Genomic DNA, 12,223 nt, shown 5'->3' on the forward strand with positions numbered 1-12,223 from the left:
GCTGCTCTGGGCGGCGCTCGCCCCGGACACCCCGGTGCTCAAGACCCCCGACGGCGCCATCTACGCCCAGCCGCAGCCGGAGCAGCCGATCGCCGCCGATGGCTGGTTCAGCCTGCTCGGGCTCGGCTTCGGGGTGCTCGCCGCGGTCGCGCTGTGGTTCCTGCTGCGCCGGATCCGGGGGCCGGTCGGGCTGCTCGCCGCCGTGCTCGGCGCGTTCGGCGCGGCCCTGGTCGCCTGGCAGGTCGGGCGGCGGATCGGGCTGGCCGGCTACGAGCGGCTGCTGGAGACCGCCCCGGACGGCCGGGCGTTCGGCAAACCGGCGGACCTGCGCGCCGGCGGCATCGAGTGGGTGTTCGGCGTCCTCCCGGTGCCGCACGGCAACCTGCTGCTGCCCGCGTTCGGCGCCGCCGTGGCGTACACCCTGCTGGCCGGCTGGTCCCGCTGGCCCTCGCTGCGGGCGGAGCCGGAGCCCCGCGTGACCGGGGTCAGTTGGGGGTCGGCGGGGACGCCAGTTCCGCCAGCGGCACCGGAACCGCCCGCACCTGACGCAGCAGCGCCGCCTCGCGGTTGAGCAGCCGCAGCTCGGCCCGGAGCCGGGTGGCGGTGTCGTCGATGGCGAGCAGCCGCTGCCGGTCGGCCACGGTCAGCGCCGCCGTGGCCGCCACCAGGTGGGAGAGGACCGTCGGGTCCTCCGGCAGCTGCTCGGAGATCTCGTCCGGGTCGGAGCGGATCAGCCCCAGATACTGCCGGAAGACCGCGATCACCCGGGCGGCGAGCAGATCGGCGACCTCGTCCGGGCCACCCGGCTCGGGCAGCCACTCCACCTCGGCGGTCAGGTAGGGCGCGCCGGTGGTGTCGACGTCGGCGATCCGGAACCGTCGCCGGCCCACGGTGACGATGTCGAAGCCCCCGTCGTCCAGCTCGGTGACCTGCCGCAGCTCGGCGGTGCAGCCCACCTCGTGCAGGGTGACGTCGCCGCCGGCGCCGGCGGGCCGGCCGTTCGGACCGGTCGGGGCGACCTCCCAGCCGGACCGGATGGCCACCACCCCGAACTCCCGCGGAGCCCCCTCGGGCCGGCCCACCAGGTGCCGCACCAGGGCGCGGTAGCGCTCCTCGAAGATGTGCAGCGGCAGCACCAGACCGGGGAAAAGCACCGTTGCGAGCGGGAACACCGGCAGCCGCGCAGTCACGCGTCGAGCCTAGCCGGATCCCGCCCGGGTGGCGTGGCCCGGCTCACCGTCCCGTCGTCCGGGCGGCGCGGGTCGGTACCGGTCGGGCAGCCTAGACTCGCAAGGGTGTTGAATCGGATCGACCTGCGCGGTGGCGTCCGTGACCCGCGCCGCCTGCTGCCCCGTGCTCAGCTCGACGTCTCCGTGGCGGTCGAGAGGATCCGCCCTCTCGTGGAGGCGGTCCGGGAGCATGGTTACCCGGCGATCCGGGAGGCCAGCGAGCGGTTCGACGGCGTCTCGCCGGAGGTGCTGCGGGTGCCCGCCGAGGCGATCGCCGAGGCGGAGGGCACCCTCGACCCTGAGGTGCGCGCCGCGCTGCTGGAGTCGATCCGCCGGGCCCGCAAGGTGCACGCCGACCAGCGGCGCACCGACCACACCACGCAGGTGGTGCCGGGCGGCACGGTCACCGAGCGGTGGGTGCCGGTCGACCGGGTCGGCCTCTACGTGCCCGGCGGCCTGGCCATGTACCCGTCCACCGTGGTGATGAACGTGGTGCCCGCCCAGGCGGCGGGGGTGCGCTCGCTGGTCGTGGTCAGCCCCCCGCAGAAGGAGAACGGCGGCCTGCCCGACGCCCGGGTGCTGGCCGCCTGCGCGCTGCTCGGCGTCGACGAGGTCTACGCCGTCGGCGGCGCCCAGGCGGTGGCGATGCTCGCGTACGGCGCCGCGGTCGACGCCGAGGGCAGCGCGCACTGCGACCCGGTCGACATGATCACCGGCCCGGGCAACATCTGGGTGACCGCCGCCAAGCGGCTGCTGCGCGGCGTGGTCGGCATCGACGCCGAGGCCGGCCCGACCGAGATCGCCATCCTGGCCGACGACACCGCCGATCCGGCGCACGTCGCCGCCGACCTGATCAGCCAGGCCGAGCACGATCCCCTCGCGGCCAGCGTGCTGGTCACCCCGTCGGTCGAGCTGGTCGACGCCGTCGAGCGGGAGCTGGCCCGGCAGGTGCCGGCGACCAAGCACGCCGAGCGGGTCACTACCGCGCTCACCGGCGAGCAGAGCGGCGCCGTCCTGGTCGACGACCTCGAGGCCGGGCTGCGGGTGGTCGACGCGTACGCGGCCGAGCACCTGGAGATCCAGACCATCGACGCGCGCGACTGGGCGCTGCGGGTGCGCAACGCCGGGGCGATCTTCGTCGGCGCCTGGTCGCCGGTGTCGCTCGGCGACTACTGCGCCGGCTCCAACCACGTGCTGCCCACCGGCGGCTGTGCCCGGCACTCCTCCGGGCTGTCGGTGCAGTCCTTCCTGCGCGGCGTGCACCTGGTGGAGTACACGCGGGAGGCGCTGGGCGAGGTGGCCCCGCACGTGGTCACCCTGGCCGGGGTGGAGGACCTGCCGGCGCACGGCCAGGCGGTCAGCGTGCGGTTCCCGGGGGCTGCCCGGTGACCACCCTGGACGACCTGCCGATCCGCGACGACCTGCGCGGGCTGTCGCCGTACGGGGCGCCGCAGCTGGACGTGCCGGTGCGGCTGAACACCAACGAGAACTCCTACCCCGTGCCGGAGCCGGTGGTCGAGGCGATCGGCAAGGCCCTCGCGGCCGAGCTGCGCGACCTCAACCGCTACCCCGACCGGGACGCGGTGGCGCTCCGCGCCGACCTGGCCGGCTACCTCGGCCACGGGCTCGGCGTCGAGGCGGTCTGGGCGGCCAACGGCTCCAACGAGATCCAGCAGCAGCTGCTCCAGGCGTTCGGCGGGCCGGGGCGCACCGCGCTCGGCTTCGTCCCGGCGTACTCGATGCACCCGCTGCTGGCGCTCGGCACCGGCACCCGGTGGGTGCCCGGCCGGCGCGGCGCCGACTTCGGGCTGACCGCCGACGACGCGGTCGCGCAGGTCCGCGAGCACCGGCCCGACGTGGTCTTCCTCTGCTCGCCGAACAACCCCACCGGCACCGCGCTCGACCCGGCGGTGGTGGCCGCGGTGCTGGCCGAGGCCCCGGGCATGGTGGTGGTCGACGAGGCGTACGCCGAGTTCGCCCGCCCCGGCACGGTCAGCGCCCTCGCGGTGCTGCCCGGCCACCCACGGCTGGTGGTGACCCGGACGATGAGCAAGGCATTCGGTTTCGCCGGCGGCCGGCTGGGCTACCTCGCCGCCGACCCGGCGGTCGTGCGGGCGGTGCAGCTGGTCCGGCTGCCATACCACCTCTCGGCGCTGACCCAGGCCGCCGCCCGGGCGGCGCTGGCGCACCGCGACGCCCTGCTCGGCACGGTGGCCGCGATCATGCAGCAGCGCGACCGGATCGTCGCCGAGCTGCGCGACCGCGGCCTCCGGGTCGCCGACAGCGACGCCAACTTCGTCCTCTTCGAGGTCGGGGGCGACCAGGCCGTCGCCTGGCGCGCCCTGCTCGACGCCGGGGTGCTGGTCCGCGACGTCGGGCTGCCCGGCTGGCTGCGGGTCACCGCCGGCACCCCGGCCGAGACCGACGCCTTCCTTTCCGCAGTGCAGAAGCTCCCCCGGGAGCGCGAGCAGTGAGCCCCGCAGCCGCGACCGAGAGGCAAGCAATGAGCCGGACCGCCCGGGTGGAGCGGATCACCAAGGAGACCGAGGTCCTGGTCGAGATCGACCTGGACGGCAGCGGCCGGGCCGAGATCAGCACCGGGGTCGGCTTCTACGACCACATGCTGAACCAGATCGCCCGGCACGGCGGCTTCGACCTGACCGTGCGGACCGTCGGTGACCTGGAGATCGACGCGCACCACACGATGGAGGACACCGCGCTCGCGCTGGGCGCCGCGTTCGACCAGGCGCTGGGGGACAAGGCCGGCATCCGGCGGTACGGCTCGGCCACCGTCCCGATGGACGAGGTGCTGGTCCGCGCCGCCGTCGACCTCTCTGGCCGCCCGTACGTGGTGCACGACGAGCCGGCCCTGGCCCCGTACATCGGGCCGGTCTACCCGACCAGCATGACCCGGCACATCTGGGAGTCCTTCGGCCAGGCGGCCCGGATCACCCTGCACGTGGACGTGCTGCGGGCCGCCCGGCCGGGCGGCCACCCGGACGCGCACCACGTGGTGGAGGCGCAGTTCAAGGCGGTCTCCCGGGCGCTGCGCGAGGCCACCGCGATCGACCCGCGGGCCGCGGGCGCGATCCCCAGCACGAAGGGAGCGCTCTGATGAGCGCGAGGAACGCAGCGCAGCGGAGTACCGCAGTCGCGAATGGAAGGCGGTCCTGATGGGCGGGGTGCTGCCGACGTTGCTGCTGATCCTGGCCGGGGTGCTGGTCGGCGGGGCGTGGTCGCTGCACCGGCAGGGCGCCCCGAAGGGCGCGGTGGCCATCACCGCGTTGCTCGCCGTGCTGGCCACGGTCGGCGGCGTGCTCTGGCTGCTTCCGGGGGAGAGCGGATGAGCGGGCGGATCGACGGGCGGGACGCGGCCCGGCCCGGTGCCGGCGACGGGCGGACAAGCCGGGTGGTGGTGCTCGACTACGGCTCGGGCAACCTGCGGTCGGCGGAACGGGCGCTGGCCGCGGCGGGCGCCGACGTGACCGTCACCGACGACCTGGCCGCCGCCGCCGAGGCGGACGGCCTGGTGGTGCCGGGCGTGGGGGCGTTCGCGGCCTGCATGGCCGGGATCGAGGCGCTCGGCGCCGGTCCGGTGATCGCCGAGCGGGTCGCCGCCGGCCGTCCGGTGCTGGGCATCTGCGTCGGGATGCAGGTGCTCTTCGAGCACGGCGACGAGCACGGCGTGGTGACCAAGGGTCTCGGCCTGCTCCCCGGCGGGGTGACGAAGCTGGCCGCCGCCCGGCTGCCGCACATGGGCTGGAACACCGTCGTGGCGCCGGCCGGCTCGGTGCTCTTCGCCGGCTTGGCGGCGGGGAGCCGTTTCTACTTCGTGCACTCCTACGGCGTCGGTGACCCGGCCGCGCTGGCCGTCGCCGGCGCCCGGGTCACCACCGCCCACCACGAGACCGACTTCGTGGCGGCCGTGGAGCGGGGCTCGCTCTCCGCCGCCCAGTTCCACCCGGAGAAGTCCGCCGACACCGGTGCCGCGTTGCTGCGCAACTGGCTGGCCACGCTGCCCACCGGTGACTGAGCGCGTCCGGCGCGCGGCTGGCCCGGCCCGGCCCGCCGCCGCTCCTTCCGCCCCGGCCGTGCGCCGGGGCGCCCCGCTGTCGTCGGTGCGTTCCCGTTGCCGGCGGGGTGCGTGGTGAGCAGGGAACGGGCCCACCGCCGGGCGGCCCGGGAGGCCGAGGCGGCCCGGGAACGGGTCGTCCGGCAGCGGCAGATGGCCCGTCGGGCGCGGCGGCGGGCGCTGGTCCGTCGGATGACGCCGACGGTGCGGCGCGGGCGCACCGGCCGGTTGCCCCGGCACAGCCGCGGCGAGCGTGCCGCGATCGTGCTGCTCACCATGGCGGCCATGATCCTGATCTGGGTGTTCGTGGCCGACCTGGCGTTGCGGATCGCGCTGATCGCGCTGCTGCTGCTCGTACTGCCGGCGATCGTGGTGATCGCCCTGGACCGTCGTACCTGATGCGAGGAGAAATTCGTTGAGTCTCACCCTGTTGCCCGCCGTGGACGTCGCCGACGGTCAGGCCGTCCGGCTCGTGCAGGGCGCCGCCGGTAGCGAGACCACCTACGGCGACCCGCTGGAGGCCGCACTGGCCTGGCAGCGCGACGGCGCCGAGTGGATCCACCTGGTCGACCTCGACGCGGCGTTCGGCCGGGGCTCCAACGCGCACCTGCTCGCCGAGGTGGTGCGCCAACTCGACGTGAAGGTGGAACTCTCGGGTGGCATCCGGGACGACGAGACGCTGCGCGCCGCGCTGGGCACCGGCGCCGCCCGGGTGAACATCGGCACCGCCGCCCTGGAGGATCCCCTCTGGTGCGACCGGGTGTGCGCGGAGTTCGGCGACCGGGTCGCGATCGGGCTGGACGTGCGTGGTCGTACCCTCTCCGCCCGGGGCTGGACCCGCGACGGCGGTGACCTGTTCGAGGTGCTGGAGCGGCTGGACAAGGCCGGGGCGTCGCGGTACGTGGTCACCGACATCACCAAGGACGGCACCATGCGCGGGCCGAACCTGGAGCTGCTGCGCGAGGTCTGCGCCCGCACCGACGCCCCGGTGATCGCCTCTGGCGGGGTCTCCACGCTGGACGACCTGCGGGCGCTGGCCACCCTCGAACCGGTCGGCGTGGAGGGTGTGATCGCCGGCAAGGCGCTCTACGCGGGCGCGTTCACGGTGGCGGAGGCGCTGGCGACCCTGGCGGCGGCGTGACGGTCACCCGGCTCGGCTCGGGCGGCCCCTGGGAGGCGCGGTACGGCTACTCCCGGGTGGTGCGGGCCGGCGACCTGGCCTGGACGGCCGGCTGCACCTCCACGGTGGACGGCGTGGTGACCCACGTCGGGGACCCGGCGGCGCAGACCGCCCAGGCGCTGCGGATCGCGCTGGACGCGCTGGCCGGGGTCGGCGTGGAGCCCGCGGACGTGGTCCGCACCCGGATGTACGTCACCGACCGCGGCCACGCCGACGAGGTGGGCCGGGCGCACAACGCCGTCTTCGGCGCGGTCCGTCCGGCGGCCACCCTGCTGGTGGTGGCCGGCCTCCTGCACCCCGACCACCTGGTCGAGGTGGAGCTGGAGGCCTGTCTCACCCCGCGCTGACCCGTTCGGCGCACCCCGACCCGCGCCGGTTCAGGGGCGGTCCGTGCCGGCGCGACCGGCGCCCCTGGATCGGTGTGACCTTGGCCCGGCCGGCGTACGCGCAGAAAGGTTGTGCGCCATTTAATTGTGCGCTACTGTCCTGCCGTGACCGATGATCTGGTGCTGCGGCGGCAGGTGTGCTTCGCGCTCTACGCCGCGTCGCGCGCCCTCACCGACGTCTACCGGCCGATCCTCGACGAGGTCGGGCTGACCTATCCGCAGTACCTGGTGCTGCTGGTGCTCTGGGAGCGCGACGACGCCCCCACGGTCTCCGAGCTCGGCGCCGCGCTGCGGCTGGACTCCGGCACGCTCTCCCCGCTGCTCAAGCGGCTGGAGGCGGCGGGCCTGGTGGTCCGGTCCCGCTCGGCGCGCGACGAGCGGCGGGTGGAGGTGGGCCTGACCGGCGACGGCGTGGCCCTGCGGCAGCGGATGGACGAGGTGCCGCTGCGGGTCGCCCGTGCCACCGGCCTCACCGAGGCGGAGCTGGTCGCCCTGCGCGACACCCTCACCCGGGTCACCGAGACGATCCACCGACAGAAGGAGCAGTGACCACCATGCAGGTGCTCTACACCGCGTCCGCCCTCGCCACCGGCGACGGCCGGGACGGCCACGTCCGCACCTCCGACGCCACCGTCGACCTCGACCTCGCGGTGCCCAAGGAGATGGGCGGTACCGGCGGGGCCGCGAACCCGGAGCAGCTCTTCGCCGCCGGCTACGCGGCCTGCTTCCACTCGGCGCTGCGCCTGGTCGCCCGCAGGGCGAAGGCCGACGTCTCCGGCTCGGTCGTCGAGGCCGAGGTCGGCATCGGCCCGAACGGCAGCGGCGGCTTCGGGCTGACCGTCGCCCTCGTGGTCGACCTGCCCGCCGTCGAGCGTTCCGCCGCCGAGCAGCTGGTCGAGGCGGCCCACCAGGTCTGCCCCTACTCCAACGCGACCCGCGGCAACATCGACGTCGCCCTCACCGTCCGCGAGGCCCTGGCGGCCTGACCCCCGCCCCGGCCCCCGATCGCGAGCGAAAGGACGAACGTGAGCACCAACCGCGAGATCCACCTGGCCTCCCGCCCCCAGGGCTGGCCGACCGCCGACAACTTCCGCCTCGTCACCACCGAGGTGCCGACCCCGGGCCCGGGCCAGATCGTGGTCCGCAACCAGTTCATGTCGGTCGATCCCTACATGCGCGGCCGGATGAACGACGTCAAGTCGTACGTGCCGCCGTTCCAGGTCGACGCGCCGCTCGACGGCGGGGCGGTCGGCGAGGTGGTGGCCAGCGAGGCCGAGGGCATCAAGCCCGGCGACACCGTGCTGCACGGTCTCGGCTGGCGGGAGTACGCGCTGCTCGACGCCCGGGCCGCCCGCCCGGTCGACCCGAGCCTCGCCCCGGCCAGCGCGTACCTGAGCGTGCTCGGGATGACCGGGCTGACCGCGTACGCCGGGCTGCTCGACGTGGCGGCGATGAAGCCGGGGGAGAGCGTCTTCGTCTCCGCCGCCGCTGGCTCGGTGGGCAGCCTGGTCGGCCAGATCGCCAAGCTCAAGGGCGCCGGGCACGTGGTGGGCAGCGCCGGCTCGGCGGCCAAGGTCGAGCGGCTGAAGGCGCTCGGCTTCGACGCCGCCTTCGACTACCACGACGGCCCGGTGCGCGACTCGCTGAAGGCGGCGGCCCCCGACGGCGTCGACGTCTACTTCGACAACGTCGGCGGTGACCATCTGGAGGCCGCGATCTCGTCGATGAAGCTGCACGGGCGGGCCGCCATCTGCGGCATGATCGCGCAGTACAACGACACCGAGCCGCCGGCCGCGCCGCGCAACCTGGCGCTGGTGATCGGCAAGCGGCTCACCCTGCGCGGCTTCCTGGTCGGCGACCACGGCAACCTGCGCAACCAGTTCGTCCAGGAGATGTCCGGCTGGCTGCGGGACGGGAAGATCTCCTACGACGAGACGGTCGTCGACGGCATCGAGAACGCCCCGGCGGCGTTCCTTGGGCTGCTCCGCGGCGAGAACCTGGGCAAGATGCTCGTCCGGGTGTGACCCGGACCTCGTTGGCGGCGGTCGGCCCGGTCGGGTCGGCCGCCGCCGCGCGTGCAGCGATAGGCTCGTGGCATGACGGTGGCGGTGCGGGTGATCCCGTGTCTGGACGTGGACGCCGGCCGGGTGGTCAAGGGGGTCAACTTCGTCGACCTGCGCGACGCCGGTGACCCGGTCGAGCTGGCGGCGGCGTACGACCGGGCCGGCGCGGACGAGTTGACCTTCCTCGACGTCACCGCCTCCTCCAGCGACCGGGGCACGATGCTCGACGTGGTCCGGCGCACCGCCGAGTCGGTCTTCATCCCGCTGACCGTCGGCGGTGGCGTCCGGCAGGTCGCCGACGTCGACACCCTGCTACGGGCCGGCGCGGACAAGGTCGGGGTGAACACCGCCGCGATCGCCCGGCCGGAGCTGATCGCCGAGATCGCCGACCGGTTCGGCCGGCAGGTGCTGGTGCTCTCGCTCGACGTACGGCGTACGCCGGCCGGCGTCACGCCCAGCGGCTTCGAGGTGACCACCCACGGTGGCCGGCGCGGCACCGGGCTGGACGCCGTCGAGTGGGCGCGGCGCGGCGCCGAGCTGGGCGCGGGGGAGATCCTGCTCAACTCGATGGACGCCGACGGCACCAAGGCCGGCTTCGACCTGGCCCTGATCCAGGCGGTCCGTGCGGTCGTCGACGTGCCGGTGGTGGCCAGCGGTGGCGCCGGCGCGGTGGCGCACTTCCCGCCGGCGATCGGCGCGGGCGCGGACGCGGTGCTCGCGGCCAGCGTCTTCCACTTCGGCGAGCTGACCGTCGCCGAGGTCAAGGACGCGCTTCGCGGGGCGGGCCACCCGGTCCGCTGACCGGCCGCGTCCGCTGCGCCCGTGAGCGGGTACGCGGCCCGGCGCCGCGCCGGGGCTCGGACGTCCGGATGCGGGCCCTCGCCGTCGGCGGCTCAGTCCAGCCGGGAGCGGTTCTCCGGGGAGCGGCGGGGCGCGGGGATCGAGCGGACCACGTACTCCTGCACGGCCGCGGCGTGGTCGGCCTCGTCGAGGTGCCAGTCGACGCTGACCGGCGGGTGCCGACGGCTTAACACCCCCTGCACCGTGTCGACGGTGGTGGCCAGCCCGGCGCTCGGACGGGTGCGCCAGAGCTGTTCACCGTCGGCGGTGATCCGGAACCAGCCGTCGGCGACGTTGACCAGCCCGGCGCCGACGAGGCGACGCACCGCCGCCTCCACCTCGTGCCGCTCGGGGATCGCCTGGTTGAGGTGGTCGGCGGTGGAGAGGACGTCGGCCAGGCGTACCCCCTCGGGCCGGCGGCTGGCGGCGGCGCGCCGGTGCCGTCCGGCACCGCTCGCGATCACCAGCGAGACGAAGATCCAGGCGTCGGTCCAGCGCCATCCGTTCTCCCCCATGCCGAGATTCTGCCGGGCACCGCGGCCGAAGGGAACACCCGCCGGCCCGTCGCGACCCACCGTGACGGTGCGGGCACCCGCGCTCAGGCGGCCGGCACCGGCGTGACCGGGTCGGGGGCTGGGGCGTCGGGCCCGGCGACGGTGAAGAGCGGCAGGAAGACCTGGGTCAACGGCCCGATGCCGAGGGCGTAGGCCACCGTGCCGATGCCCACCGTCCCACCGAGCAGCCAGCCCAGCGCCAGCACGGTGACCTCGATGACGGTGCGGACCAGCCGGATCGAGCGGCCGGGCCGGCGGGCGACGTAGCCGGTCATCAGCCCGTCGCGGGGCCCGGGGCCGAGCCGGGCACCGATGTACAGGCCGGTGGCGGCGCCGTTGGCCACGATGCCGGCGACCAGCAGCCCGATCCGGACGGCGAGCGGCCCCCCGGTCGGCAGCAGGGCGAGCGTCGCGTCCACCACCACCCCGATCACCAGCACGTTGCTGACCGTGCCGAGGCCGGGACGCTGGCGCAGCGGGATCCAGAGCAGCAGCACCAGCGCGCCCACCGCGATGGTCACCGTGCCGAAGGAGAGACCGGTCAGTTCGGACAGGCCCTGGTGGAAGACGTCCCACGGGTCGAGGCCGAGACCCGATCTGATCATCAGGGCCATGCTCACGCCGTAGAGGACGAGCCCCGCGTAGAGCTGGACCAGTCGCCGAACCGGCCGGTACCGAAGATTGCCAATTTCTGCCACGCATGCCACTGTAGGGGCCAATTGGTGAGACAGAAGAGCCAATATCGGAGGAGTGGCCATGACGAGTCAGGTGCGGGGCGTCCAATTGGCCCGGCTGCTCGGCCAGTGGCACGCGCTTCCGGGCCGCCGCCGCAACCCCGACTACGCCGCCCTGGCCGGCGCCGTCCGCGGCCTGCTCGCCGACGGCCGGCTGCCGCTGGGCGTACGCCTGCCGGCCGAGCGGGAGCTGGCCGAGGCGCTGAGGATCAGCCGGACCACGGTCACCGCCGCGTACCGGGAGCTGCGGGAGAGCGGTCACCTCGCGAGCCGGCGGGGCGCCGGCAGCTGGACCATGCTCCCTGGCACCCACCGGGTGGCCAGCACGGGGCTCTGGACCCCGCTGGACGACCGGGACATGATCGACCTCGGGGTCGCCGCGCTGGCCGCCCCGCCGGAACTCCTGCCGGCCGCCCGGGCCGCCGCCGAGGACCTGCCCCGCTACCTGGGCGGCGCCGGCTACCACCCGACCGGGATCATCGAGCTGCGGGAGGCGGTCGCCGGCGCGTACACCGAGCGCGGCCTGCCCACCTCGCCCGACCAGATCATGGTCACCAACGGCACCCAGCACGCCCTGGACCTGGTGCTCCGCCTGGCGCTCGCCCCCGGCGGCAACGTCCTGGTCGAGGCGCCCAGCTACCCCAACGCGCTGGCCGCGCTCTCCGCCCGGCGGGCTCGGATCACCACCCACGGCCTGGCCGTGGACGAGCCGGGGTGGGACGCCGACCTGCTGCTCGGCAGCCTCCGGCAGGCCCGCCCCAAGCTGGCCTACCTGATCCCGGACTTCCAGAACCCGACCGGCCACCTGATGCCGGCGCAACTGCGCGAGCGGGTGGTGGCCACCGCCCACGCCGTCGGCACCGACCTGGTGGTCGACGAGTCCTTCGTGGACCTGCCGTTGGACGGGACGGTGCTGCCGCCGCCCACCGCCAGCTTCGACCGGCACTCCCGCGTGATCACCATCGGCGGGATGAGCAAGCCGTTCTGGGGCGGCCTGCGGATCGGCTGGGTCCGCGCCTCCGCCCCGCAGGTGCAGCGGCTCGCCGCCGCCCGGGTCGGGGTCGACATGGCCAGCCCGGTGCTGGACCAGTTGGTCGCCGTGCACCTGCTCGCCGACGCCCCGGCCATCGTCGCCGCCCGGCGCGCGCAGCTCACCGTCCAGCGC

General features: G+C 74.9%; 16 protein-coding genes and 1 pseudogene. 14 read left to right on the forward strand and 3 right to left on the reverse strand.

All coding sequences use genetic code 11. The annotated features are described in order from the left end of the window. A pseudogene (locus tag NCC78_RS18375) lies at window positions 1–571 on the forward strand (DUF2567 domain-containing protein); the annotation flags it as partial. Here NCC78_RS18375 and NCC78_RS18380 read toward each other — a convergent pair. After that, window positions 486–1,190, reverse strand: coding sequence for an LON peptidase substrate-binding domain-containing protein (locus NCC78_RS18380; protein WP_250795870.1), 705 nt, complete (start codon window positions 1,188–1,190; stop codon window positions 486–488). The pseudogene NCC78_RS18375 and the gene NCC78_RS18380 overlap by 86 nt on opposite strands. A gap of 105 nt (window positions 1,191–1,295) precedes the next feature. Here NCC78_RS18380 and hisD point away from each other — a divergent pair, with 105 nt between their 5' ends. From hisD to hisF, 12 genes are all read left to right on the forward strand, one after another. After that, window positions 1,296–2,618 carry a histidinol dehydrogenase gene (gene hisD, locus NCC78_RS18385; protein WP_250795872.1) on the forward strand — a complete coding sequence of 441 codons (1,323 nt, stop codon included), beginning with the start codon at window positions 1,296–1,298 and terminating at the stop codon, window positions 2,616–2,618. Next, window positions 2,615–3,703: a histidinol-phosphate transaminase gene (locus NCC78_RS18390; RefSeq protein WP_250795873.1), complete on the forward strand. Its 1,089-nt coding sequence runs from the start codon at window positions 2,615–2,617 to the stop codon at window positions 3,701–3,703. The genes hisD and NCC78_RS18390 overlap by 4 nt, the downstream gene beginning before the upstream one ends. Window positions 3,704–3,732: 29 nt before the next feature. Next, entirely contained in the window at window positions 3,733–4,344 is a 612-nt protein-coding gene (gene hisB / locus NCC78_RS18395) for an imidazoleglycerol-phosphate dehydratase HisB (RefSeq protein WP_250795874.1), read from the forward strand. A gap of 58 nt (window positions 4,345–4,402) precedes the next feature. Then, complete coding sequence (locus NCC78_RS18400; RefSeq protein ID WP_250795875.1) at window positions 4,403–4,576, forward strand: CG2302 family histidine operon protein; 174 nt, start codon at window positions 4,403–4,405, stop codon at window positions 4,574–4,576. Beyond that, the gene (hisH, locus tag NCC78_RS18405; RefSeq protein ID WP_250795876.1) at window positions 4,573–5,262 is read left to right on the forward strand and encodes an imidazole glycerol phosphate synthase subunit HisH; all 690 of its coding nucleotides are present in this window, start codon (window positions 4,573–4,575) and stop codon (window positions 5,260–5,262) included. The genes NCC78_RS18400 and hisH overlap by 4 nt, the downstream gene beginning before the upstream one ends. Before the next feature lie 114 nt (window positions 5,263–5,376). After that, window positions 5,377–5,700, forward strand: a complete 324-nt coding sequence (locus NCC78_RS18410; RefSeq protein WP_250795878.1) for a hypothetical protein — start codon at window positions 5,377–5,379, stop codon at window positions 5,698–5,700. 16 nt (window positions 5,701–5,716) lie between these two features. Then, window positions 5,717–6,442, forward strand: a complete 726-nt coding sequence (gene priA, locus NCC78_RS18415; RefSeq protein WP_250795879.1) for a bifunctional 1-(5-phosphoribosyl)-5-((5-phosphoribosylamino)methylideneamino)imidazole-4-carboxamide isomerase/phosphoribosylanthranilate isomerase PriA — start codon at window positions 5,717–5,719, stop codon at window positions 6,440–6,442. Continuing rightward, window positions 6,439–6,828, forward strand: coding sequence for a RidA family protein (locus NCC78_RS18420; protein ID WP_250795880.1), 390 nt, complete (start codon window positions 6,439–6,441; stop codon window positions 6,826–6,828). Before priA ends, NCC78_RS18420 begins: the two co-directional genes overlap by 4 nt. A 144-nt stretch (window positions 6,829–6,972) precedes the next feature. After that, window positions 6,973–7,416, forward strand: a complete 444-nt coding sequence (locus NCC78_RS18425; RefSeq protein ID WP_250795881.1) for a MarR family winged helix-turn-helix transcriptional regulator — start codon at window positions 6,973–6,975, stop codon at window positions 7,414–7,416. A gap of 5 nt (window positions 7,417–7,421) precedes the next feature. Then, complete coding sequence (locus NCC78_RS18430; protein ID WP_284706319.1) at window positions 7,422–7,853, forward strand: organic hydroperoxide resistance protein; 432 nt, start codon at window positions 7,422–7,424, stop codon at window positions 7,851–7,853. Between the two features lie 39 nt (window positions 7,854–7,892). Continuing rightward, window positions 7,893–8,891, forward strand: a complete 999-nt coding sequence (locus NCC78_RS18435) for an NADP-dependent oxidoreductase (protein ID WP_250795883.1) — start codon at window positions 7,893–7,895, stop codon at window positions 8,889–8,891. 72 nt (window positions 8,892–8,963) lie between these two features. Continuing rightward, window positions 8,964–9,731 (forward strand): imidazole glycerol phosphate synthase subunit HisF, encoded by a 768-nt coding sequence (gene hisF / locus NCC78_RS18440; RefSeq protein ID WP_250795885.1) that lies wholly within the window; start codon window positions 8,964–8,966, stop codon window positions 9,729–9,731. Window positions 9,732–9,823: 92 nt separating this feature from the next. Here the strand turns inward: hisF and NCC78_RS18445 are convergent, their stop codons facing one another. Beyond that, window positions 9,824–10,285 carry a hypothetical protein gene (locus NCC78_RS18445; protein WP_250795886.1) on the reverse strand — a complete coding sequence of 154 codons (462 nt, stop codon included), beginning with the start codon at window positions 10,283–10,285 and terminating at the stop codon, window positions 9,824–9,826. A gap of 83 nt (window positions 10,286–10,368) precedes the next feature. Next, complete coding sequence (gene yczE / locus NCC78_RS18450) at window positions 10,369–11,022, reverse strand: membrane protein YczE (RefSeq protein ID WP_250795887.1); 654 nt, start codon at window positions 11,020–11,022, stop codon at window positions 10,369–10,371. 58 nt (window positions 11,023–11,080) lie between these two features. Between yczE and NCC78_RS18455 the strand changes: the two genes are divergently transcribed. Continuing rightward, the coding region (locus tag NCC78_RS18455; RefSeq protein ID WP_250795888.1) for an aminotransferase-like domain-containing protein at window positions 11,081–12,223 on the forward strand (1,143 nt) is incomplete at its 3' end.

The organism is Micromonospora phytophila (genome assembly GCF_023656545.1).
In the GTDB taxonomy this organism is placed as follows: domain Bacteria; phylum Actinomycetota; class Actinomycetes; order Mycobacteriales; family Micromonosporaceae; genus Micromonospora; species Micromonospora phytophila.